General features: G+C 46.3%; 20 protein-coding genes and 1 tRNA gene. 10 read left to right on the plus strand and 11 right to left on the minus strand.

The genetic code is table 11. The annotated features are described in order from the left end of the window. Nucleotide 1: 1 nt before the first annotated feature. The 7 genes from ACT6NU_RS09230 to gldJ all read right to left on the minus strand — a co-directional run bounded on the left by ACT6NU_RS09230 (nucleotide 2) and on the right by gldJ (nucleotide 8,381). Nucleotides 2-1,075, minus strand: a complete 1,074-nt coding sequence (locus tag ACT6NU_RS09230; RefSeq protein ID WP_445381385.1) for a response regulator — start codon at nucleotides 1,073-1,075, stop codon at nucleotides 2-4. Next, complete coding sequence (locus tag ACT6NU_RS09235) at nucleotides 1,053-3,920, minus strand: PAS domain-containing protein (protein ID WP_445381386.1); 2,868 nt, start codon at nucleotides 3,918-3,920, stop codon at nucleotides 1,053-1,055. Before ACT6NU_RS09235 ends, ACT6NU_RS09230 begins: the two co-directional genes overlap by 23 nt. Nucleotides 3,921-4,318: 398 nt before the next feature. Beyond that, the gene (locus ACT6NU_RS09240; RefSeq protein WP_445381387.1) at nucleotides 4,319-4,783 is read right to left on the minus strand and encodes an Hsp20/alpha crystallin family protein; all 465 of its coding nucleotides are present in this window, start codon (nucleotides 4,781-4,783) and stop codon (nucleotides 4,319-4,321) included. A gap of 246 nt (nucleotides 4,784-5,029) precedes the next feature. Beyond that, a complete protein-coding gene (locus ACT6NU_RS09245; RefSeq protein WP_445381388.1) occupies nucleotides 5,030-5,161 on the minus strand; it encodes a hypothetical protein in 132 nt (43 codons plus the stop codon). A 52-nt stretch (nucleotides 5,162-5,213) separates the two neighbouring features. Further along, nucleotides 5,214-5,288: transfer RNA gene (locus tag ACT6NU_RS09250), tRNA-Val, on the minus strand. Between the two features lie 81 nt (nucleotides 5,289-5,369). After that, nucleotides 5,370-6,653, minus strand: a complete 1,284-nt coding sequence (locus ACT6NU_RS09255) for a UDP-N-acetylmuramoyl-tripeptide--D-alanyl-D-alanine ligase (protein WP_445381389.1) — start codon at nucleotides 6,651-6,653, stop codon at nucleotides 5,370-5,372. Nucleotides 6,654-6,719: 66 nt separating this feature from the next. Further along, complete coding sequence (gene gldJ, locus ACT6NU_RS09260) at nucleotides 6,720-8,381, minus strand: gliding motility lipoprotein GldJ (protein ID WP_445381390.1); 1,662 nt, start codon at nucleotides 8,379-8,381, stop codon at nucleotides 6,720-6,722. Between the two features lie 443 nt (nucleotides 8,382-8,824). On the opposite strand from gldJ, the gene porV reads away from it, so the two are divergent. The 9 genes from porV (at nucleotide 8,825) to ACT6NU_RS09305 (ending at nucleotide 18,362) form a co-directional block, all read left to right on the plus strand. Continuing rightward, on the plus strand, nucleotides 8,825-9,970 hold the full coding sequence (gene porV / locus ACT6NU_RS09265) for a type IX secretion system outer membrane channel protein PorV (protein ID WP_445381391.1): 1,146 nt from the start codon (nucleotides 8,825-8,827) through the stop codon (nucleotides 9,968-9,970). A gap of 82 nt (nucleotides 9,971-10,052) precedes the next feature. Next, nucleotides 10,053-10,535: a cytidine deaminase gene (gene cdd, locus ACT6NU_RS09270; RefSeq protein WP_445381392.1), complete on the plus strand. Its 483-nt coding sequence runs from the start codon at nucleotides 10,053-10,055 to the stop codon at nucleotides 10,533-10,535. Between the two features lie 158 nt (nucleotides 10,536-10,693). Beyond that, nucleotides 10,694-11,692, plus strand: coding sequence for a pyruvate dehydrogenase (acetyl-transferring) E1 component subunit alpha (gene pdhA / locus ACT6NU_RS09275; RefSeq protein ID WP_445381393.1), 999 nt, complete (start codon nucleotides 10,694-10,696; stop codon nucleotides 11,690-11,692). A 12-nt stretch (nucleotides 11,693-11,704) separates the two neighbouring features. Continuing rightward, nucleotides 11,705-13,342 (plus strand): pyruvate dehydrogenase complex dihydrolipoamide acetyltransferase, encoded by a 1,638-nt coding sequence (locus ACT6NU_RS09280; RefSeq protein WP_445381394.1) that lies wholly within the window; start codon nucleotides 11,705-11,707, stop codon nucleotides 13,340-13,342. An 8-nt stretch (nucleotides 13,343-13,350) separates the two neighbouring features. Continuing rightward, nucleotides 13,351-14,385 (plus strand): M28 family metallopeptidase, encoded by a 1,035-nt coding sequence (locus tag ACT6NU_RS09285; protein WP_445381395.1) that lies wholly within the window; start codon nucleotides 13,351-13,353, stop codon nucleotides 14,383-14,385. After that, nucleotides 14,386-15,066 carry an SDR family NAD(P)-dependent oxidoreductase gene (locus tag ACT6NU_RS09290; protein ID WP_445381396.1) on the plus strand — a complete coding sequence of 227 codons (681 nt, stop codon included), beginning with the start codon at nucleotides 14,386-14,388 and terminating at the stop codon, nucleotides 15,064-15,066. A 137-nt stretch (nucleotides 15,067-15,203) separates the two neighbouring features. Further along, entirely contained in the window at nucleotides 15,204-15,812 is a 609-nt protein-coding gene (locus tag ACT6NU_RS09295) for a SprT-like domain-containing protein (RefSeq protein ID WP_445381397.1), read from the plus strand. Then, a complete protein-coding gene (locus tag ACT6NU_RS09300; protein ID WP_445381398.1) occupies nucleotides 15,809-16,894 on the plus strand; it encodes a mannose-1-phosphate guanylyltransferase in 1,086 nt (361 codons plus the stop codon). Before ACT6NU_RS09295 ends, ACT6NU_RS09300 begins: the two co-directional genes overlap by 4 nt. 4 nt (nucleotides 16,895-16,898) lie before the next feature. Beyond that, nucleotides 16,899-18,362 (plus strand): DUF389 domain-containing protein, encoded by a 1,464-nt coding sequence (locus ACT6NU_RS09305; protein WP_445381399.1) that lies wholly within the window; start codon nucleotides 16,899-16,901, stop codon nucleotides 18,360-18,362. Here the strand turns inward: ACT6NU_RS09305 and ACT6NU_RS09310 are convergent. Together ACT6NU_RS09310 and ACT6NU_RS09315 are read right to left on the minus strand one after the other, a co-directional pair. Beyond that, on the minus strand, nucleotides 18,359-19,126 hold the full coding sequence (locus ACT6NU_RS09310; RefSeq protein WP_445381400.1) for an ABC transporter ATP-binding protein: 768 nt from the start codon (nucleotides 19,124-19,126) through the stop codon (nucleotides 18,359-18,361). The two genes, ACT6NU_RS09305 and ACT6NU_RS09310, sit on opposite strands and share 4 nt — an antisense overlap. Next, nucleotides 19,126-19,863, minus strand: coding sequence for an MlaE family ABC transporter permease (locus ACT6NU_RS09315; RefSeq protein ID WP_445381401.1), 738 nt, complete (start codon nucleotides 19,861-19,863; stop codon nucleotides 19,126-19,128). The genes ACT6NU_RS09310 and ACT6NU_RS09315 overlap by 1 nt, the downstream gene beginning before the upstream one ends. Nucleotides 19,864-19,976: 113 nt before the next feature. Between ACT6NU_RS09315 and pafA the strand changes: the two genes are divergently transcribed. Further along, nucleotides 19,977-21,659, plus strand: coding sequence for an alkaline phosphatase PafA (gene pafA, locus ACT6NU_RS09320; RefSeq protein ID WP_445381402.1), 1,683 nt, complete (start codon nucleotides 19,977-19,979; stop codon nucleotides 21,657-21,659). Here the strand turns inward: pafA and ACT6NU_RS09325 are convergent. Beyond that, nucleotides 21,651-22,520: a glycosyltransferase family 2 protein gene (locus ACT6NU_RS09325; protein WP_445381403.1), complete on the minus strand. Its 870-nt coding sequence runs from the start codon at nucleotides 22,518-22,520 to the stop codon at nucleotides 21,651-21,653. The genes pafA and ACT6NU_RS09325 overlap by 9 nt on opposite strands. Further along, a complete protein-coding gene (locus ACT6NU_RS09330) occupies nucleotides 22,517-23,038 on the minus strand; it encodes a methyltransferase (protein ID WP_445381404.1) in 522 nt (173 codons plus the stop codon). Before ACT6NU_RS09330 ends, ACT6NU_RS09325 begins: the two co-directional genes overlap by 4 nt. Nucleotides 23,039-23,041: the final 3 nt, after the last annotated feature.

A 23,041-nucleotide genomic window follows, 5' to 3' on the forward strand; every position in this document is an offset into this window, starting at 1 on the left:
TTTACTGCCCAAAGGTTGCCGCATGTGCCAGCCTTTCGGGATTTTTGATGATTATCCGGCGCGATTTCCCCATTTTGATTATACCTTCCTGCTTAAATTCAGATAGTGTCCGGATAGCTGTTTCGGTGGCTGTTCCCACCATTCCTGCGAGATCTTCCCGTGCAATATCGATGCCCTGCTGTTTATCGCCATCGATCAATCCTAATTCCTGCAGTTTTAGCAAAATATTTGCCAGGCGTTGTCTAACCGGACAATAGGCCATATTGACCAGCTGCTGCTGAACCTCAATCAGGTTCTTTGAAATCAGCTCCATGAATTTGCGGGATACTTCCCTGTTCTCAGCTATTAATTCTATAAAATCTGCCTTTGGAATAGGATAAACAACCGTGGGTTCCATCACGGTGGCCGTATGCAGATACGTCCCTTTTGGATTCAGCAGGGACAATTGGCCAAGGAAATCTCCCGATTGGAACATCCCGGTAACGAATTCCTTCCCGCCTTCTGTTGTTTTATGGGTTTTTACCAGGCCTTTATCCAGAAAGTAGAGGGAGTGGGCTGCGTCTCCTTCCATAAAGATCAGATCCCGCTTTTCATAAGACTTTTCCCTGTAGCTTTTCTCAATATGTTCTCTGTTGAGATAGGCTGAAGCCTGTTCAAGAAATTTGTTTATTCCGTTTAGATCTTTGCTGAACTCTTTCTGGAGAAAGTCGTGCCTTTTTAGCCTGGCCTCGATCGCCATCAGCAATTCCTCTTCTTCAAAAGGTTTGGTCAGATAATCATCGGCTCCCAGGTTCATTCCCTTTCGGATATCGGCTTTTTCAGTCTTTGCCGTCAGAAAAATAAAGGGGATGCTGCCGGTGTCATCTTTAGCAGACAATTGAGCCAGTACTTCATACCCGTCTGTGCCGGGCATCATGATATCACAAACAATCAGGTCCGGCATTATTTTCCGGGCCATTTTGACCCCGGATTCGCCGTCCCCACAGGTATATACTTCAAAATCCGAAAGCCGCAACAGGTCGGCTGTGTTCTCGCGGACATCGGGATTATCTTCAATGATAAGGATCTTTTTCATGGTTTGGGGCATTTATGACTGTGGGCAGATGTATGTAAAAAGTACTGCCTTTATTTAATTTACTCTTAAAGTGAACATATCCTCCCATTAAATCGAGATAATGTTTAACCAGGTGCAGGCCTAAACCAGTTCCCGGGATGTTTACTGCATTTTTTGCCCTGAAAAACCTTCTGAACAGATTGGATTGCTCCTTTTTTGGAATTCCTATGCCCCTGTCCTGAATGGCAATGATAATTTGGGAACCCCGTTTTTTAATGTGCAGGTGGATAGGACTGTTGTCATGGGAATATTTAATGGCATTCGAAATAAGATTCAACAAAACGTGCCGCATTAAATTTGGGTCCGAGTAAATGTTTAGGGTACCCATTTCACACTCTTCAATAAAGTACTGTCCTACTTTCAGGTTGCTTTCCAGTTCTTCCAGTACTGACCGGATAAGTTGTATAAGGTCAAAGTTGTATTTCTCGCACTTTATTTCCCCTTCTTCCAGACGGCTGATTGACATAAAGTCATTCAGTATTACATTCAGGTTTCGAACATTATTTTTTATTTGATTCAGGTAATGGGTTGTTTTATCTTCCTTGCCGGATTTCGCTTGTTTCCCTATAAGAATAGCAGAGGAGAGGATTGCGCTTAAGGGCGTTCGGAATTCATGGGATGCCATGCCGATAAACCGGGATTTAAGGTCATTGAGTTCCTGTTCGGTTTTCAGGGATTTAAGAAGTTCATTTTCTATGGTTTTTTGCTCGGTAATATTGCTCCAGACCAAAAGGGCCCAGTGGAAGGATTTCTCCAACTCCAAAGGCGTGGAATTCACACTGTAAATATGTCCATTTCTGCTTTGTTCAAAAGTGCGATGTTCCCCTTGAAGGGTTTTAATTACTTCATTTTTGATAAATACTTTCTGAACCTCTGTGAATCCCTTAAGGTCTTCGGGCGTTTTGCCTTTATAGTTCCATGAGGAAAGCCCAATACCGTCCAGTTCTTCTCCTTCCAGATGTTGCAGGCGGAGCTTATGATCAAAAACCATAATGACCCCTTTGGGAAAATTACGAGCGATAGCCGCAAAGAGAGTCTGGTGTGTTCGAGCTCTTTTTTCGGCTTCTCTGGCAGTCTCTATCTGGTCTTCCAGGCTCAGGTTGGTTTCCGCTAATTTTTTTACTGCAGATTCAACTTCCAGAGTCTGAACTTTTACATGTTTCTCCAGTTTTTTGGCATATGCTTCCAATTGTTCTTTGTTATCCAGAAGCATCTCCTGGGTATAGAATTTTTCAATGGCGATACTGCCCAACTGCAAAACGTCCCGGATTCGTTCCCGGGTAGGCTCGTCCGGTGCCCCGGTATTCCTCGAAAAAATACTACATGAGCCCAGGATTTCTCCCTTTGAAGAATGTATGGGGAAGGACCAGCTGGCCCTAAAACCGGTACTCAGTATGGGTTCGGCCAGCGCACCCCAAAGGGCATCTTTGGAAATGTCCTCAGAAATATAGGTCCGCCCTTCCATTGCGGCAATTTCACAGCCGCATTCTGCAAGGTCATTTGATGGTCGCCAACTCAGCAGCTTTTGCATTTTTTTTGGTATGGAAAAGGAATACCAAGGCTTCAGGTCTCCGCTATGCGGATCCTTAAGGGAAAGAATCAGGCCGGCCTGATCGATATAGCTGGAGAGAAAATCGGAAATGGAAATCCCGATTTCCTCCAGAGGTTTATCCCTGATGATCTGTTCCAGGATATTGCGGATCTGATCCTTTCTTTCAGCCTCGATGATCACGTGGCTAACTTCATTCTGAACGCCTATAAAATGCGTTACTTTTCCCTTGCGATCCGTAACCGGGGTAATGGTGAGCTCATTCCAGAACAAACTGCCGTCTTTTCGATAGTTTCGCAGGGTTTCCTGAACGGGCTTCCCGTCCTTGATTGCTCGTCTTATGCGGGCAATTGCAGGTTGCTGTCGATCTTCTCTTTGTAAGAACCTGCAGTTTTTACCAATTACCTCCTCCCGGGAATATCCTGTAATCGTTGTAAAAGCTTTATTGCAAAAGATAATAGGGTTGTCTGCAACTTCAGCATCCGATATTAGGATTCCGTTGCCAGCCGCTTCAAGCGCCCTGTTCCGTATATTCAATCCTCTTTGAACGGATTCGGACTCGGTAATATCCCGGACAATGGTAAGGATCCGATGTCTGTTTAGGGGCGCTAAACGGGCTTCGTAGTACTTGGTTTCCCCATTTTCAATGGAAAATTCAATATTCTGTGTGTGGCCTGTTTCTTTTATGTTTTTAAAGGCCTGTTTAAACAGGGTAGTGATTGCCGGAGAAAAGAGGTCGGACATGTTTTTATTGACCACGCCGGATGGATCATTTATGAAGCTGCCGGTTAGAGGAGGGTAATACTCAATGAAATCTCCTGTGTAGTTTTGAATCAGTACAGCATCTGGGATGGCATTTAGCAGGGCGGCGGTTGTCTTGGAAGGACCATCTGTACTCTCTGGAATATTTTGATTGACTTCTGGGGAGGAAAGTAAGAGCAGGTACGAGCTTGTTTTTCCGGAGTTAAATTCCTCGATTTGCATTTGACAGTTGCGGGTCTCGTTGTTTTTGCAAGTTACCTGCACCGGGCCGCTGGTTTTTACTGAACCCCCACTAAGCAGATTAGGGTCCGGAATCAGTTCTGACAAATACTTACCTGTAAGTTCTGAAGGCTTGTAGCCGGTTAGGTTTTTAACCGCCCTGTTTGCGAAGCGTATTTCAAAGGATGGGGAAAGGAACAACATGGCTTCGCCCGAGCCTTTGAAATGCCCTTTTTTACCATTTTTGCGCCCCTTTTTTCTCTTAACGGTATCCATACACGTATCTAGTTGTAGCTACTGGTTTCGGCCTTATCTGGATTCCCTCGGAAATCGGATGATCCGACCCCATAAACTCAGGGATCATTTCCATTGGCATGCATAAAAGCCATTTGAATACTAAAAACCCTGGTTCCGGTCTGTATCGTTATTAACACATTCGCCATAACTTTAAAGATAGTGAGTAGCCTGCTTAAAATTCATGATGATTATCATAATTCTGAGGAGGTGCTTATAACAAAGAGGCAGGTTAGCCCTCTGAGGAGTACAGATTACTTCTAATCGGTTATTGCAATGGTAGCATGGGTTTCACTGATCTCCTGAAAAAGTAAACTCCCGTACAACATATATGGACAACTGTAATGATAGTACGGGAGTTCGAAAAATAAGGCGACTTATCAGCCGACTTCAATTACTTTTGGAGGCCGTTTTTTGGCTTCCTCTTTTTTCAGCAAATTAAACTTGAGAATACCATTGGCATACATCGCTTTAATTGCTTCTTCTTTTACCGTTTCAGGTAATTGGAGAGATCTTTCAAAAGAAGTGTAATTAAACTCTCTGCGAGTGTAATCCTCTTCTTTTTCTTCTTTGGATACCTCTTTCTCTGCGGTAATATTCAACATGCCATCTTCAATGGTAATATTGAAATCTTTTTTAGTGAATCCGGGAGCGGCCAGTTCTATTTCAAAATGGTCATCTGTTTCTTTGATGTTCAACGCAGGCTCCATTGTTTTTCCATTCCAGAAGTCTGTTTGCATCAATCCGGTGTTCCACATTCTGTTGTCAAAGAAATCATCCATGTCAAATAAATCCCTTGTCATGAGATTTCCAAAAGGTCTTCTTTTAAATTTGATCAAGGTCATAGCTTAAGATTTTATATTAAACAACTCAGTTAGGTTTTCAATCGAAGGTAAGCAGATCATACACCCTGTGGAATGATTCAGGTCAGTTCGGATCACATGTTTTCAACGATAGGCTGGATTCTTTTAATAATACCTTACCTCTGTAGTTAGAACTGGAAGTTGGCTTCGAAAGCTAAGGGGTTGGAATTTGGCCCCGATGGTTATCGGGCTGGGTTTTGGTCCCGATATTTATCGGGATGGAATTTGTTATTTGGAATTTGACTGGATGACGCTGAAAGCGTGATCCAGTGCATCCCGCTCCTGCAAATAGAAAACCACTGCTTCGCTATCGCGAATCAGGGTATTTAATTTCCTCCCGCCATCGAAACTTCGTTTCATGCCGTCCGGAAATAAAATACCACGTCCGTGGGACGTGGTTTTCTGCTTGATGTGGGATATACTGGATTCGAACCAGTGACCTCTGCCCTGTCAAGGCAGCGCTCTAAACCAACTGAGCTAATATCCCCTTTGAAAGGGTGGCGCAAGATCGGAAAAAAATCAGAAGCACTAAAGTATCTGATTAAAAAGATTATACCAGGCCTGGCATTTATTGGCCCAAATAATCAAGGCTTCGTTCCAGTGCCATCCCGCGTGAACCTTTGATCAGGACGGCAGTACCTCCTTTCAGGGGGTTATTCTTTAAAAAAGCTGCGAATTCCTCAAAGGTCTTAAAATGGTCTGCATCTGCCCGGGTATTGAAAAAATTGGCGCCTATCAGGTAGAGAGCATCAAATGACTTGGAGGCTGCCAGCCGGGCAATAGCGTTGTGTTCCAGAGCCGCGTCCTCTCCCAGTTCAAACATATCTCCCAGAATGGCTACTTTTCGGGCAGCCTTCAGGCCTGCAAAGTGTTCCAGGGCGGCCGTCATACTGCTGGGGTTGGCGTTATAGGCGTCTAAAATAATTTCAACCCCATTTTTTTTAATGAGCTGCGAACGGTTATTCTCAGGGATATAATTTTCGATAGCTGTTTTTATGTCATCCACAGATACCCCAAAATAGGTTCCCATCCGGGCCGCGGCAGCACAATTTGAAAAGTTGTAAGACCCGCTGAGTTGTGTATTTATTGTTTCCCCTTCCATTTCAAAGGTTACAAAAGGATCCGCTTTTACAAATCGTATTTTTTCAAATTCGGGATTAGACTGGCTGAACCCTATTATTTTGGGGTAACCTTTGAGTTTCTCATGCTGAATGGGGTCATCTGCGTTAATAAAAACGTGCTTGTCGTGATATATGAGGTAATTGTAGAGTTCGCTTTTCCCTTTGATTACTCCCTGTACCCCTCCAAAACCTTCCAGGTGTGCTTTTCCGAAATTGGTGATATATCCGTAATCCGGTTGCGCCAACTGGCTCAGAAATGCTATTTCGCCCTGGTGATTGGCTCCCATCTCCACTATCGCCAGTTCTGTTTCAGGGGCAATTTGCAGCAAAGTCAGGGGTACTCCAATGTGGTTGTTGAGATTTCCTTTAGTTGCAATACATCGGAAATTCTGTTGCAGTACGGCATAAATAAGCTCCTTGGTAGTTGTTTTTCCGTTGCTTCCGGTAAGTGCAACCACCTTTGCCTTCATGGCGTTGCGGTGAAAGGTTCCGAGATCCTGTAAGGCCTTTAGGGCATCCTTTACCAGGACGATATTTTGCCCTGTTGCAAATTCTTCCTCATCCACTATGGCATAGGCTGCTCCTTTTTTAAGGGCTTCTGCAGCGAAACGATTCCCGTTGAAATTAGGACCTTTAAGTGCAAAGTAAATACAGCCATCGGAGATTTTCCGACTATCCGTACTGACTCTGGGGTGCTCTAAAAAGAGCTGGTGGAGTTCCGCAGTTTTCATGGCCATAAATATAAAAAGCTCTGACCGAATGATCAGAGCTTTTTTACAGCATTATTGCCGGTAATTTTATTTGCGGACCTTTTTGCCGCGAACAGTCTTATTTTTGGTTTTGGATTTGGATCCTACCCTGGACATGGCACATCTGAAACCTATATAATCAGTTGCCATATATTGTGGTAAGTAGCGGCGTTGTGCCGGGTCCAGCCAGTAAGCTCTGTCCCTCCAGGAACCTCCTTTGTACACCCGTACTTCATCGTTGATAAGAGTTGTACGGCTATTGCTTTTGTCGTACTGTCGGATAAGGTTTCCGGTAGAATCCCGCTGTACTTTGTGCTTGGGAGAATTGTACATGCTGCGCTGATCTTCTTCTTCGGCAAACTGATCAAAGAATCTGGAAGAGCCCGGATCTCCGTCACGATAACCGCGATTGTCACTTTCGGAGAAATTGGTTCTCAGGTAGGTTTCCTGTTCGTCAACCGGTACCATTTTGATTTCCCCCGGAAGGTTGGTTGCTACAATTTTCCCATTTGGAAGGGTATCATAAACAACTGTGTCTTCCAATATTTTAACTTTTCCATCCGAGTCAATGGCCGTTTTGGTATAGATATTACCCCTGTAGTAGTTGAAATCACTGATTTCATCATCCACTATAGGACGGTATACATCTGCCACCCATTCGGCAACATTTCCTGCCATGTCATAGAGTCCGTGGTCATTGGGCTTGTATGATTTTACCTCAGCAGTAATATCGGCCCCGTCGTCAGACCACCCGGCAATTCCTCCGTAATCTCCTTTTCCCTGCTTGAAATTGGCCAGCTGGTCTCCGCGACCAACCCTTTGCCCGTTTCGGGTATAATCGCCTTCCCATGGATATTTCTTACGTCCGCGATAGTTGTTGTATTCACGGGTTCCCACCAGCGCCTGAGCGGCGTATTCCCATTCGGTTTCGGTAGGGAGCCTGTACTCTGGCATGATGATCCCACTGCTGCGTTTTGCAAAATTGGGAACGGAATCCTTTTGAGATTTACCTCCAAGAGAATCTATTTCCCCTCCGTAAACGGCCTCGGGGCGGTTAAGATATGTTTCGGTACTGAAGGTACCTGCTATTTCTCCGTTCATAGCCCTGTACTTAACGTCGTCGGCAAGATAGCCTTCGCGTTCCAGCATGGCCTCATTAACGCGATCGGTACGCCATTCCGAGAATTGTACAGCCTGTACCCAATTGACACCTACCACAGGATATTCCGCATAGGCCGGATGGCGCAGGTAGTTATTCGTCATGGTTTCGTTAAAGCCCAGACGATTTCTCCAGACCAGAGTATCCGGAAGTGCCCCTACATAAATATTGGTGTATTTGGGGTTTTCCGGAGGATATACTTTTTTCAGATAATCGAGGTATTCGAGATACATCACATTGGTGACCTCCGTTTCGTCCATGTAAAAGGACTGTACGTGCTGCGTAGTTGGGGTGTTGTTCCAATCGTGCATTACGTCATCCTGAACCTTTCCTTTGGTAAAGGTACCTCCTTCAACGAAAACCAGGCCGGGGGCTGTTTCCTGTTCCTTAAAATCGGAATTGAATTGAAAACCGCCTTCTTTGGCATTGATCTTCCAACCGGTCGCTCTGGAGACATTCTTGGAGCCTGAAGATTTCTTACAGCTCTGAAGGCCAAGGGTTCCGGCAATAATAGCGGCTGACAATAATGCGCTGATTCGTGATTGTTTCATCTGTATTTAGGACTTAAAGTTCAAGTCAGACCGGGTTTTGACGATCTGATGGTTACTTTTTCTTTTAATTGCTTTCCGGGGTATACAACGGGTAATTTGCTATAATATTTTATCTGTAATCAAAAATTTGCTACCGATAAAATGCCCCTGATTTAAAGCGATGCGTTTCCATTGATAACGAGGAATTGACGGTTCTAGTATGGTCCGGGCTGCACTTTTTTGAATACAGGGCAGGGCAACTGATCTCACCCGGTCCCTGTAGGGAACAAAAGCAGTGGTCAGCCCTGTAAAAGAGACGGGAAGCTTTCAACTTTTCGATGAAATTCAAGCCGCTGTACATAAGATAATCTGGAAAATCCCGTTTTGCATAAAATATTAGTGCGGAAAAGCGTACTAAATCTTATTTGCATACCTTGTAAACATTGACCATTTTGAAAAGAATAATGAAAAAAATTTGGATGCTTGTACTTTTGCTGATTGCCGGACAGGCAGTGGCACAAAACAGTGAAAGGGTTATAACCACAGCAGTTCCCTTTTTGACCATTGCCTCCGATGCGCGTTCCTCGGGAATGGGGGATGTAGGGGTTGCCACTTCTGTGGATGCCTTTTCCCAGCAGTGGAACCCGGCCAAATTTGCATTTGCAGAGCGAAAGATGGGAGTTGGTATCAGTTATACCCCCTACCTGGAGAGTATTATTACCGATATCGCTCTATTAAACGGAAGCTTTTACAATAAGATCAATGAAAGGAGTGCCTTTGCCGCATCTATCCGCTACTTTACCCTTGGGGAAATAGAGCTGCGAAATACCTTTCAAGAAGACGGGACACTGGTGAAGCCTAACGAACTGGCAATTGACGGGTCTTATGCGCTTAAACTCAGTGATTTCTTTTCGATGGCCGTTGCGGGGCGTTTTATCAGCTCCAACCTGGAAATCCCGCAACTTGGCAATGCCGTGCAGGCCGGGAGTTCCTTTGCTGTGGATATTGCCGGATATTACCGCGGGCCCGAAAAAGCCTTTGAGAAGTTCGATGGTCGCTGGAGGGCTGGTTTCAACATCTCCAATCTGGGTGGCAAAATTAAATATGATGACGGCGGGCAGGAAAATTTCCTGCCAACCAACCTTGCTCTGGGTGGGGGATTTGACTTTATTTTTGACCTGGACAATGTCCTTTCGTTTACCGCAGAGATCAATAAATTATTGGTGCCTACCCCACAGGATTTTGACGGGGACGGAGACCTGGACGCCGATGATAACCAGGAGTATCAGAACATCGGATTTTTCAGTGGTGTCTTCAAATCACTGGGAGACGCCCCGGATGGGTTTTCGGAAGAATTACAGGAAATGACCTGGGCCCTTGGCGCCGAATACCTTTTCCAGGAATCATTTATGATCCGTGCGGGGTATTTCAATGAGAGTGAGGTTAAGGGATTTCGCAAATTCTTTTCATTGGGGGCCGGTTTCAAGTACAATACGGTTCAGATAGACCTCTCTTACCTCTTTTCTACAGCACAGGTTCGAAATCCGCTGGAAAACACCCTGAGGTTTTCACTGACTTTCAACATAGGGGAAGAGTTTTATAATGATTAATGATTTTATGATGACATAATAAAAGAACCTGCCATGAGCAGGTTCTTTTGTTTCTGCAGGTTTCATTGTTGTATATTTAGGTATGGAGAAACGCCACATTGGGTTTGACATTCTTGTGCACCCGGATGCTTCCGGGCTTGCCGATGCAGACAAGCAATTATTGCAGCGGGCGCGTAAGGCCCTGGAAACAGCTTATGCCCCATACTCTGGCTTTAAGGTAGGGGCTGCTGTCTTAATGGACTCCGGGGAGGTTGTCATAGGAAATAACCAGGAAAATGCTTCTTATCCGTCCGGCCTTTGCGCAGAAAGGGTGGCCGTTTTTCAGGCCGGTGCCCGCTTTCCGGGGGAGATAATCCGCAGTATTGCCATTGTTGCCAAAGCTCCGGGGAAACAACTAAGCGCTCCGGCCGCGCCCTGCGGCAATTGCAGACAATCTATTTATGAATATGAAAAAAAACAGGGCAGCCCAATAAGGCTATTGCTTCAGGCTGCGGAGGGAGCAGTATATGAATGCTCTTCCCTTTCGGATTTGCTTCCCATGGGTTTTGACAATTCCTTTCTCTGATCTATGGTTTTTTCAGACCTGAAACCCGACCGATTCCTTTCTCAAGCAATTTTTTTTCAGGAATGATTTAATGTGTATTTTTGTTTTTCCACCTTCGGGCCGGCAGATCCTGTTCTGAATCCCCGATTGAAGGACCAACTGACACAAAAATAATTGCAATGAAAAAATTCACCAAAGAGGTATATCTGAAATGGTATGAGGATATGCTGTTCTGGAGGAAATTTGAGGATAAGCTTGCGGCCGTATACATTCAGCAAAAAGTTCGGGGTTTCCTGCACCTTTATAACGGGCAGGAAGCCGTATTGGCAGGTTCACTACACGCCATGGACCTTGATAAGGACCGGATGATTACCGCGTATAGAAACCACGTACAGCCCATAGGGATGGGGGTGGATCCCCGCAAAGTTATGGCCGAATTATACGGCCGGGTTACCGGGACCTCCAAAGGTATGGGAGGTTCTATGCATATCTTTTCCAAGGAACACCGCTTTTATGGCGGGCATGGGATTGTAGGCGGTCAGATCCCCCTGGGGGCCGGGCTCGCCTTTGCAGATAAGTATTTCAAACGGGATGCGGTTACCCTTTGCTATATGGGGGATGGAGCGGTTCGGCAGGGAAGTTTACACGAGGCCTTCAACCTGGCGATGCTCTGGCAATTGCCGGTTGTTTTTATCTGTGAGAACAACGGTTATGCCATGGGAACTTCAGTAGCCCGTACTGCTCATTCTACGGAGATCTGGAAACTTGGGCTTGGATATGAAATGCCCTGTGGTCCGGTAGACGGGATGGATCCGGTTACCGTAGCTGAAGAGGTGCACAAGGCCATTGACAGGGCCAGAAAGGGTGGCGGCCCCACTTTCCTGGAAATGAAAACATATCGGTACAGAGGGCACTCCATGTCCGACGCACAGCATTATCGCACCAAAGAAGAGGTGGAAGAGTACAAGAAGATCGATCCGATTACCCAGGTAAAAGATGTGATTCTCGAGAAGAAATACGCTTCTGATGAAGAGATAAAAGAAATAGACAATAGGGTTAAAAAACTGGTGAAGGAATGTGAGGAGTTTGCGGAAAATTCAGAATTCCCTCCAGTAGAACAACTCTACGACGTGGTCTACGAACAGGAAGATTATCCATTCCTCCAACATAAATTATAAGCATAAAGGAAAATGGCAGAAGTAATAAAAATGCCCCGGCTGAGCGATACCATGGAAGAAGGTACTGTGGCAAAGTGGCTTAAGAAAGTAGGGGATAAGATAGAAGAAGGAGACATCCTGGCCGAAATAGAAACCGATAAGGCGACTATGGAATTCGAATCCTTTTACGAGGGTACGCTGCTTCACATCGGGATAGAAGAAGGTGACGGAGCTCCTGTAGACGCGCTTTTGGCTATAGTTGGGGAGGAAGGTGAAGATATTTCTTCCCTGCTCAATGGAGCCGATGCTGCTGAAAGCACCCCTGAAGCACCAGCAGCAGAAGAGGCTGAGAAGACCGATCAGGGAGAGGCTTCAAAAGAAACTAAACCCGCCGCTGAAATACCAGAGGGAGTAGAAATCGTCCGAATGCCACGCCTGAGCGATACCATGGAGGAAGGGACGGTGGCCAGTTGGCTTAAAAAAGTTGGCGATGCCGTTGAAGAAGGAGACATCCTGGCCGAGATCGAAACAGATAAAGCCACTATGGAATTTGAATCTTTCTACTCGGGAGAGCTTTTGTATATTGGAATAGGAGAAGGAGAATCTGCCCCCGTAGATGAGGTTTTGGCGGTAATTGGGCCTAAAGGAACTGATGTGGATGCTGTTCTTAATGCAGAAAGTGGTTCTTCAGCCCCGAAAGAGGAGGCTGCCGAGGCTGCTTCCCGTCCGGAGCCGGAAACAGAACAGAAAAAAGAGGAAACAGCTCCTGCTGCCGATAATCAGGGCAGTCGGATATTTGTTTCCCCACTGGCCAGGAAAATGGCAGAGGAAAAGGGAATCGACCTGAAGCAGGTTAGCGGATCCGGAGACCAGGGACGGATTGTGAAGCGGGATATTGAGAATTTCACCCCTGCTCAGCAGCCCGCAAAAACTGAAGCAGCTCCTGAGGCTGCAACTACTGCCTCGCTTCCAACACTGCCGGCAGGAGAGGAGTCAGTAGAAGAAGTTAAAAACTCTCAGATGCGCAAGGTGATTGCCAAGCGCCTGTCTGAATCAAAGTTTACAGCCCCTCACTACTATCTTACCATAGAGGTTGATATGGACCAGGCTATGGCTTCCCGTGCGCAGATCAACAACCTGCCGGATACCAAGGTTTCCTTTAACGATATGGTGGTGAAAGCCTGTGCAATGGCACTGAAAAAACACCCTCAGGTGAACACTAGCTGGAATGGGGATACTACCCGTTTCAACCAGCACGTGCACATTGGTGTGGCCGTTGCCGTTGAGGATGGCCTTGTGGTGCCTGTGTTGAAATTTACCGATCAGATGAGCCTTACCCAAATTGGGGCAGCTGTAAAAGACCTGGCTGGAAGAGCGCGGAATAAAAAGCTTACCCCGGCTGAAATGGAAGGCAGTACCTTCACGGTATCCAATTTGGGCATGTTTGGCATCCTGGAGTTTACTTCCATTATCAATCAGCCGAATTCTGCAATCCTTTCTGTAGGAGCCATTGTTGAGAAGCCCGTGGTACGTGATGGACAAATACAGGTTGGGCATACGATGACCGTAACCCTGGCCTGTGATCACCGCACTGTTGACGGGGCTACCGGAGCACAGTTTTTGCAAACGCTACGGTCCTACATGGAATACCCGGTCACCATGCTGGCATAAAGAACCAAGTGAAACGAAATACTAATAATTTCTGGCTAAGCTGTACCCTTGCATCAGGTTTACTCTTGTTGCAGGCATCCTGTGGGAGTCCGGCCAATACCACCAATCAGGCAAGCGCTTCATCCGGATCGGCTGTTTTGAGCAATCCTGCAGTTTCGGGACCTGCAAAACCGCTTGCATTCTCGGACTCAACCCGTATCGGTTCGCTTATGGGCTACCTCGCTTCCGATGAACTCAAAGGGAGGGATACAGGTTCTGAGGGTATTGAAGCCGCAGCGGGATTTATAGAAGACCAATTCCGGGAATTCGGAATAAAACCCTATTTTTCCTCCTACCGGGATACCCTTAGGAATACAAAGGAGATTGCCTACAATATTGTTGGACTCATCGAGGGAATCGATCCTGTATTGAAAAATGACTATGTGATCCTCGGGGCCCACTACGACCATATCGGGATCGTACCCCTAAAAAATGGAGATGGGATTGCCAACGGAGCCAATGATAATGCCTCCGGAACCTCCACCGTTCTGGAACTAGCAAGGTTTCTCAGCGGGCAGGGACCTCCAAAGAGGAGTATCATCATCGCCCTGTTCAGCGCAGAAGAGAGGGGATTGCTGGGCTCAAAACACCTTGCTGAAAAACTGTTGGAAAACGGGCTTTCCCTTTATACGATGCTTAATTTTGAAATGACGGGGGTACCCCTGAGAGGTAAGGACTACCAGCTGTACATTACCGGGTATGACAAATCCAACCTGGCGGAGGTCAGTAATAGATATGCAGGAGGGAAATTGGTAGGTTATCTCCCGACCGCTTCGGAATACAATCTGTTCCAGCGATCGGATAATTATTCATTTTACAAAGTTTTTAAAGTGCCTTCGCATACCTTTTCAACATTTGATTTTACCAATTTCAATTACTACCACCAACCGGGGGATGAAAATTCAGAAATGGATTTTGTCCATATGGCTGAAATGGTGAACAAATTGATTCCGGTAATCAGCGGCATTGCCTCTGCACCTGAAAATGAACTAACAGCTAACTAAATGGCGAAGATTGTAGTTACCGGATGCAGCAGGGGTATCGGATATGAACTTGTTCGACTATTGCTCAATGATGGACATGAAGTTTTGGCCTTAAGCCGAAACACAGATCCCCTGCAAAAACTGCAGCACAAGAAGTTATCATTCCGAAGTTTTGATATTACCCGGGATGCGGATATCCAGGCTGTGGCTTCCTGGCTTTCCAAAGAGTGGAAAGCAGTAGATGTCCTGGTCAATAATGCGGGCACTTTATTGAACAAACCGTTTGCGGACACGAGTTTTGAGGATTTTGAAGAAGTATACGCCGTAAATGTATTTGGGCTTGCAGCCCTTACCCGCGCACTGATCCCGCTAATGAGTTCAGAGGGCCATGTGGTAAGCATCAGTTCAATGGGCGGTGTTCAGGGGAGTGCCAAGTTTCCGGGTCTGGCAGCTTACAGCTCTAGTAAAGGAGCACTGATTACCCTGTCGGAATTGCTTGCGGAAGAATACAAAGATAAAGGGCCGGCCTTTAATGTTCTGGCTCTTGGCGCCGTTCAAACCGAAATGCTGGAAGCAGCTTTCCCGGGATATAAGGCCCCTATCAGCGCCGCTGAGATGGCAGCCTATATAATGGACTTTGCACTTAATGGACAGCGATTCTACAATGGAAAGGTTTTACAGGTAAGCAGCTCAACGCCCTGATATCACTATAAGGCAGCGCAGCTCACTAATGGGTTTGCTCTCCCCGAATCTGAATCTTAAGTAGCTGATTGACCCTGGCTTTAAATTAGTCTGATACTTTTTTAACCCGGCATCCATAATTGTATAAATTTGCGCTAATGAACAATGCATTAGAGCCTTATTTGCCGGAACAGGCGTTTGCTCCCTGTATGGAGCTGATACGCGCGGAGGCAGTTCATTTAAAGATTGTAAACAGCCGCCAAACCAGGCATGGCGATTACAGGAAGTTGCCAGACGGAACCCATTTGATTACGATCAACGCAATGGGGAACAAATATCGCTTCCTGATCACCCTTATTCATGAAATTGCGCATTTGGTGGCTTTTAAACATTTCGGACGCAATATTAAACCGCATGGGAAGGAATGGAAATATACATTTCAACAGATGATGCTCCCTTTTTTAAGGCCGGCCATTTTTCCCATGGAACTTTTACCCTTGCTGGCGCGCCATTTTAAAAATCCCAAAGCGAGCAGCAGTACCGATACGCCGCTAGCCCTGGCATTAAAGAAATACGATGCTGAGGAATTACAGGGCCATTTTGTCTTTGAAATTCCGGAAGGGAGTACTTTCAGGCTATATAATGGGAAGGTTTTTCGCAAGGGACCAAAAAAAGTAAAAAGATATCAGTGCCTCGAGCTGGCGACAGGAAGGATGTACCTTTTCCAGCCGCATGCAGAGGTTGAATTACTAAATCAATTCGGATGAATAAGAATTATTATGCCGTTATAATGGCCGGGGGAGTGGGATCCCGCTTCTGGCCGGTGAGTACTGCCGATTTTCCCAAACAATTCCACGATATGCTTGGAAGCGGGGAATCTTTATTGCAGAAAACTTTTGGCCGTCTCTCCAATTTTATACCGCCGGAAAATATTTATATCCTTACTAATGCCCGCTATACGGAACTGGTATTGCAACAACTTCCCGGGATCTCTCCGGTGCAGGTGGTTCCAGAGCCGGCTATGCGAAACACGGCTCCCTGTATTCTGTATGCCGCACTAAAAATCAGGAAATCCAATCCGGAAGCTGTTATGGTTGTGGCTCCCAGTGATCATTGGATAGAAGATGAGGAGGCTTTTAAGGCAGATGTGATTCAGTGTTTTGAAAGGAGTGCAAAGGAACCCGTTTTATGCACCCTTGGAATTCAGCCCACCTTCCCCAATACTGGATTCGGATATATTGAGTATGCAAAGGAAGCCATAGGGAAAGCAGGTTTGCAGCAGGTGGTCCAGTTTCGGGAAAAACCCGACTATCAGACTGCCAGGGGATTTTTAAAGCAAGGAAATTTTCTCTGGAATGCCGGGATTTTTATCTGGTCAGTCAATGGGATTATCAGTGCTTTTGAGAAATACCAGGCCGATCAATACGCCCTGTTTGAAAAGGGTATCCTGTTTTACAACAGCCCGGAAGAAGCAGATTTTATCGCAGAACATTACAGCCAGGCCGCCAACATTTCAATCGATTATGCCATTTTGGAGCGCTCCGATCAGGTTTTTGTGCTGCCCGCATCTTTTGACTGGAATGATCTGGGAACCTGGGGTTCTCTTTATGAGAAAGTGGAGAAAGACTCCGAAAATAATGCGAAGCTACAGGGCAATATCCTTTGCCGGGAAAGCAGCGGGAACCTGATTCGCTTACCCGCTAATAAAATTGGGGTCGTAGATGGCCTCAGGGATTATATAATAGTAGACCACGAAGGCGTACTACTTGTAATGCCTAAATCTAAAGAGCAGGAAATAAAACAACTTGTAGCCCAGGTAAAAGATCAATTTGGGGAACATTATACCTAATAATATGCAAACAAGTAACAATAAAGAGGAAAGGAATGCTGCCGCTTCCGGGCAGGACAATAGCGCTGAGGTCAAAAAGGATTTTCAGGGGCTTTTGGGCAGCAGCCGCAAGTTTATGTCCGAATTGCTGGACATCCGTAAGAATACGGACCAGGATGCCGCCAAGGCTGCCATCATTGCAGACATCCCTTTTAAAGGGCATACGGCATGGATCCTGATTTGCTCCATTTTCATCGCCTCCGTGGGCCTTAATGCCAATTCCACAGCAGTGGTGATCGGAGCCATGTTAATTTCACCCCTGATGGGTCCCATACTGGGGATTGGTCTGTCTATTGCGGTAAACGATATTGATACCCTCAGGCGGAGTTTGAAGAATTTTGCCATCATGGTGGTTTTGAGTGTCCTTACGGCCTACCTGTTTTTTGAGTTCTTTCCCCTTCGCGACGAATCTTCTGAACTGCTCGCCAGGACGGAACCGGATATCCGGGATGTACTGATCGCCTTCTTTGGTGGTCTGGCACTGGTTATTGCCAGGGCCAAAAGGGGTACCATTGCCAGCGTGATCTTCGGGGTTGCCATTGCAACAGCACTGATGCCACCACTGTGTACGGTTGGTTTTGGTCTGGCGATCAGCAACTGGGAGTATGCCCTGGGAGCCCTCTACCTGTTTACCATCAATACGATTTTTATAGCCCTGGCAACCTTTCTGGTACTTAAACTGCTGCGGTTTCCGATGGTGCGCTATGCCAATTCCAAAAAGAGGCGGTTTATCGCCCGGATCGCTTCCCTGGTGGCCGTTATGGTCATGATTCCTGCAGGCTATACTTTTTACAAGGTATTCAGGGAATCCCGCTTCCGTTCCCAGGCCAGGCAGTTAATCACCGAGACCATAGGGGTCTATCAGTTTAGCGGCACTGGGAGATATATGGAAAACCTTACCCAGATCAATTACGATGAAGATGGAAATTCGATAATTGAATTGGTTTGTATGGGAGACGACCCGATTCCACAGACTGTGATTCAAACCTGGAATGCGCAGAAGAACCAGTATTCTGAATTACAGAAAACTGAACTGAAGGTGGTACAGGGCGCCCAGGACGACAGTGAACTTAAATTCAACTACGTCAATGAGCTCTATGAAGCCAAAAAAGCTGAATTGATAAACAAAGACCAGCGCATCCGTGTCCTGGAGGAAGAATTATCCCAAATGAGCAGTCTGGCAAAAGGGATGATTCCCTTCCAGGATATCTCACAGGAAGCCCGGATTAATTATGAAAATATTGACCGCTTGAGTTTTGCATATACCCTGCAGACCGATTTTAAAAAGACAGATACCATTCCGATGTTTGAAGTTAGCTGGAAGAATGGAAACACTACTCAAAGGGAGGAAGACATGAAGAAGTTGTCCAACTGGTTGCAGGTCCGCCTCAAAAACCCTAAGATTCAGGTTCGGCAGGCAGGAGGTTAGTCTTCTTCTTCCAGATACATTTGCCGGACCTTTTTAAACAACTCTGAAGAATAGACAAAGTTGGTTATCGCTTCGTTGTCTGTTTTAAAGATTTCATTATTGGTCCCTTCCCAGGCCTTGTGGCCGTGCTGCAGGAATACAATTTTTTCTCCAATTTCCATCACAGAGTTCATGTCATGCGTATTGATCACTGTGGTGATGTCGTATTCCTGGGTAATTTCCTGAATCAGGTTATCAATAAGGATTGCCGTTCTCGGATCCAGCCCGGAATTGGGCTCGTCACAGAAGAGGTACTTGGGGTTCATTACAATGGCGCGGGCAATAGCCACCCTTTTCTGCATCCCCCCGGAAATTTCTGAAGGGTATTTTTTATGCGCATCCACAAGGTTTACCCTCTTGAGCACAAAATCTACCCGATCCTGCATTTCCGACCGGGATTGTTTGGTAAACATATCCAGCGGAAACATCACATTCCCTTCAACGGTCATAGAATCAAACAGGGCACTTCCCTGGAAAACCATCCCCATTTCCTGTCTCAAATCTCTTTTTTCTGCAGGGCTCAACTTGGAATAAATCTTTCCATCGTAGCAAATGGTTCCCTGATCCGGAGTGATGAGCCCTAGCAGGCATTTCATAAAAACGGTCTTCCCCGAACCGCTCTGCCCGATGATCAGATTGGTTTTACCCTTGTCGAAAACGGTGCTGATGCCTTTCAGGACCTGCGTTTCGCCAAATGATTTCTGTAAATCCTGTACTTCTATCATTAGCCAAGGAGTAATTGAGTGAGTATGTAATTCAGGATAATAATGACCACACTGGTCCAGACAAATGAAACTGTGGAGGCTTTCCCAACTTCCAGGGCACCCCCCTTCATATAATATCCGTGATAGGAAGGGACTGTGGCAATTACCATGGCAAACACCACAGACTTGATAAAAGAATAGGTTACATGAAAAGGGATGAAGTCTAATTGCAGGCCCTCAACAAAGTCTGCGCTGGAGCTGAAACCTCCAAAAACACCCGCTATCCAGCCTCCCAGTATACCGATATACATCGAAATGGCCACCACAAAGGGATAAAAAAGCATGGCGATGATTTTCGGGAAAACCAGGTAATTCAAAGAATTGACCCCCATGACCTCCAGGGCATCTATCTGTTCGGTTACGCGCATGGTCCCAATGCTTGAGGTGATATAAGAACCAACTTTCCCGGCCATGATAATGGAGGTAAAAGTAGGGGCAAACTCCAGAATTACGGATTGCCGGGTGGCAAAACCGATAAGGTTTCTGGGAATTAGCGGATTGCTGATATTCAATGCGGTCTGTATGGTTACAACCCCGCCAATAAAAAAGGAAATAAAGATTATGATCCCCATAGAGCCGTAGATAAGCTCATCTATCTCCTTCAGGATCAGCGATTTCATGATAGGCCATTTCGTGGGCTTTTTAAAAACTTCGCGCACCATAATGGCATAGCTGCCGATAGAGGTAAGGTAATTCATAGGGTTTTGGTAGGCTTCATCAGGGTAAAAATAAGCATATTCATATTGATTTTGTATCAGAGGGGAATCTAAAGATGGAGATTCCTTATTTTTAGGGATGTAAATCTGATCTTATGCCCGTACTTGCCCGTGTTTCCCTTTTGCCGTTTTTCCTGATGTTTGTTTTGGCAACCTCTGCAGGTGCTCAGGTCCGTATTGTTGAAAAAGGTGCAGATTGGAGCCCTACCGGATTCTCCAATCCTCCGAAATTGGTGGTAGGCATAGTGGTAGACCAGATGCGATTTGATTATCTGAGCCGTTTCTGGCAGCATTATGGAAAAGGGGGTTTCCGCAGAATTGTTGGCAAAGGATTTCTATGTAGGGACCATCATTTCAATTATGCACCTACCACTACAGGGCCGGGGCATGCTTCCATCTTTACGGGGGCAACCCCTTCCGTACATGGGGTAATTGGCAACAATTGGTTCGATAAAGACAGCGGGCAAAACGTTTACTGCGCCGGCGATCCGGAACAGCAATCCGTTGGGACCTCCGGCGGGGCAGGGCAGATGTCTCCCCACCGCATGCTTGCAACAACCATTACAGACCAGTTGCGGTTGCATTATCAGATGCGCGCCAAGGTTATTTCCATCTCCTTAAAAGACCGTGGGGCCGTACTCCCCGGCGGGCATACGGCGAATGCCGCGTACTGGTTTGAAGGGGGCACCAACGCAAAATGGATCAGCAGTACCTATTATATGGAGCAGTTGCCCGAATGGGTAGAAAAATTCAATAATTCTGATACGGGCAACCGTTACAAAAAAGTATGGGATACCGCAGGAGACATCAACACCTACCTGGAGAGCGGAGCGGATAATACTCCTTATGAAGGGATGTTCAGCGGGGAAGTAGCTGCTGTTTTCCCTCACGACCTTCCCAGTCTATGGGGGGCGAACGGGGGGTTTGACATCCTGCGCTCCACACCATATGGCAACAGTTTTACAACAGATTTTGCGCTGCAGGCCATTGAAAACGAAAAACTGGGTTTTGACCAGGTCCCTGATTTCCTTACCATCAGTTATTCCAGCACTGATTATATCGGGCATAGGTTTGGAGTGAATTCCAAAGAGGTACAGGATACTTATATACGACTCGATAAGGATCTGCATCGTTTGCTGGACTATCTCGATAAAAAAATTGGTCGGGACAACTACACTGTCTTCCTGACGGCAGATCACGGGGCCGTACAGGTGCCCGCTTATTTAGAGGACCAGAAGATACCTGGGGGATATCTCAATACAGGGGCATTTGCGAAGGATATCCGTGAATTTATGAATTATCGCTTTGGAAATACCGATATCATCAGGGGAGCTTCAAACAATCAGATTTTCTTAGATCATAAGCTTATCGATAACCTGGGGTTGACCACCGAAGGGGTCGCAGAAATACTAAGGGCAGAGTTGCTGAGTTTCGAAGGAATACAGGAAGTTTATACGGCGGGGCAGTTTATGGAGGCCGATTTAGGTGAGGGTTTTGCAGGGATTCTTCAGAATGGATTTAACCAGAAACGTTCCGGAGATATTGTAATTTTACCGGCTCCCGCCACAATCGATTATTCCCGTACGGGAAGCAGCCATGGCTCGCCCTACCCTTACGATACACATGTCCCATTGCTCTTCTACGGAAAGGGAATACGACAGGGAGAGTTACTCAGAAGAACCTACATCCCTGATATTGCACCCACACTTGCTGTATTATTGGGAATCGCATATCCGAATGGTACAACCGGGCAGGCTATTTGGGAGGTGCTAGAATAATTTTTTCCTAATTTCGGCCCACCTGTACTTACGGGCAAACCGCCCTTCATCAGGGCTTAGCAAGCGCTTTTCAGATTTCTGCCAGGCTTTAAAATAACCCCTGAAATGATGCCAGCTCAGAAAGGGTTTGCCGAGTTTCCAGCTCAATTTCAGCGAAGCGATTACGCTGATAAGCAAGCCGTACCGCAAGTTGTAAAAACTGCGTCCCTGCAGTCTACCCTGTCTGGCTGTATAGGAGCTTCCTGTTGGCCGCAAGTGCCGGACCCTGAGTTCGGGCAGGGTTTGTACCTCAAAGCCGTGGTAGCGGGCCAGTAGCGTATCTGCCGTATCCCAGCCAATATGCGGCCTGAGGCCGCCAATCGCTTCAAAACAGGCTTTGCTATAGAGTTTAAGCGGCCCCCTTACATGTCCCGCACCGGAAATTTGTTCGTACACCCAGCCCCCCTGCTTTTCGATATAAAGCAGTCCGGAACACATTCCCAGTGCCGGGTTTTTTTCAAAAGTGTTCAGGACTTTTTGAAGGTATTCCGTTGGAAGCACAATATCGGCGTCGAATTTTCCAATATATCGATAGGGTTTTGAAATATGGGACAGGCCGAAGTTAAACGTATCGACAATTTTGCCTCCGGGTTGGTGCGCAGGAGTAGATTTTTTCTGCAGTAACTGTATCCACGGATATTTTTTGCTGTACGCATCCACTATGGCTGCGGTATTATCTGTACTGTGATCATCCACAACCAGCACCTGATCCGGAAGCCTGCTTTGAGACAAGATGGAATCCAGGCATTGCGAAATCAATGCCGCTTCGTTATGAGCGGGAATAATCAGAAGCAAATCTGCGGGTGCCTTTCCATTCATCATGGAGTCCTTTCAGCGTAGATGAGGTAATATCGGGGGGTGAAATAGCGCAGGATTGGACGGACTCCGATTTTTTTTACCGGATGGGCCCATTGCATGCGGTCCTTTATTTCCCAGCCTGCTTTTTCCAGAAGCCAGTCAAACTGCCAGGCTTCGAATTCATGGAAATGACGGTCCCGGGGATCTGTTTGGGAACGGTACGCAGCAGCAAACCAAAGTTTTAGGGGTACACTGGCCAATAGTTTATTGGCCGGGAGCTCACGCAGCAGGTTAAAAGGGGCCACCAGGTGCTCAAGGATTTCGAAGGCCGTAGCCACAGGGGCATCTGAATTTCTGATGCTGCTCAGGTCCAGATCCAGGTCTTCTCCTCCGGTATTTTGGACCTCAAATCCTTCCTGGCGCATGATTTCCGAAAAAGGATTTGGTACCCCGAGGTCCAGGATTTGCTCCTCCTTCCCTATGTGTTTCTGTAAAAATTCAAGGGTGAGTCGGTAGCGTTTTTCCGGATAATGCTTATACATGGG

Source organism: Robiginitalea rubriflava (assembly GCF_052540725.1).

Bases quoted from the DNA above. Each gene is read 5' to 3' on its own strand.
- pafA (WP_445381402.1), top strand. From the start codon at position 19,977: ATGCCCGTACTTGCCCGTGTTTCCCTTTTGCCGTTTTTCCTGATGTTT.
- gldJ (WP_445381390.1), bottom strand. From the start codon at position 8,381: ATGAAACAATCACGAATCAGCGCATTATTGTCAGCCGCTATTATTGCC.
- ACT6NU_RS09295 (WP_445381397.1), top strand. From the start codon at position 15,204: ATGAACAATGCATTAGAGCCTTATTTGCCGGAACAGGCGTTTGCTCCC.
- ACT6NU_RS09230 (WP_445381385.1), bottom strand. From the start codon at position 1,075: ATGAAAAAGATCCTTATCATTGAAGATAATCCCGATGTCCGCGAGAAC.
- ACT6NU_RS09255 (WP_445381389.1), bottom strand. From the start codon at position 6,653: ATGAAAACTGCGGAACTCCACCAGCTCTTTTTAGAGCACCCCAGAGTC.
- ACT6NU_RS09235 (WP_445381386.1), bottom strand. From the start codon at position 3,920: ATGGATACCGTTAAGAGAAAAAAGGGGCGCAAAAATGGTAAAAAAGGG.
- porV (WP_445381391.1), top strand. From the start codon at position 8,825: ATGAAAAAAATTTGGATGCTTGTACTTTTGCTGATTGCCGGACAGGCA.
- ACT6NU_RS09280 (WP_445381394.1), top strand. From the start codon at position 11,705: ATGGCAGAAGTAATAAAAATGCCCCGGCTGAGCGATACCATGGAAGAA.
- ACT6NU_RS09310 (WP_445381400.1), bottom strand. From the start codon at position 19,126: ATGATAGAAGTACAGGATTTACAGAAATCATTTGGCGAAACGCAGGTC.
- ACT6NU_RS09245 (WP_445381388.1), bottom strand. From the start codon at position 5,161: ATGAAACGAAGTTTCGATGGCGGGAGGAAATTAAATACCCTGATTCGC.
- ACT6NU_RS09305 (WP_445381399.1), top strand. From the start codon at position 16,899: ATGCAAACAAGTAACAATAAAGAGGAAAGGAATGCTGCCGCTTCCGGG.
- ACT6NU_RS09325 (WP_445381403.1), bottom strand. From the start codon at position 22,520: ATGATGAATGGAAAGGCACCCGCAGATTTGCTTCTGATTATTCCCGCT.
- ACT6NU_RS09240 (WP_445381387.1), bottom strand. From the start codon at position 4,783: ATGACCTTGATCAAATTTAAAAGAAGACCTTTTGGAAATCTCATGACA.
- pdhA (WP_445381393.1), top strand. From the start codon at position 10,694: ATGAAAAAATTCACCAAAGAGGTATATCTGAAATGGTATGAGGATATG.
- cdd (WP_445381392.1), top strand. From the start codon at position 10,053: ATGGAGAAACGCCACATTGGGTTTGACATTCTTGTGCACCCGGATGCT.
- ACT6NU_RS09330 (WP_445381404.1), bottom strand. From the start codon at position 23,038: ATGTATAAGCATTATCCGGAAAAACGCTACCGACTCACCCTTGAATTT.
- ACT6NU_RS09300 (WP_445381398.1), top strand. From the start codon at position 15,809: ATGAATAAGAATTATTATGCCGTTATAATGGCCGGGGGAGTGGGATCC.
- ACT6NU_RS09290 (WP_445381396.1), top strand. From the start codon at position 14,386: ATGGCGAAGATTGTAGTTACCGGATGCAGCAGGGGTATCGGATATGAA.
- ACT6NU_RS09315 (WP_445381401.1), bottom strand. From the start codon at position 19,863: ATGAATTACCTTACCTCTATCGGCAGCTATGCCATTATGGTGCGCGAA.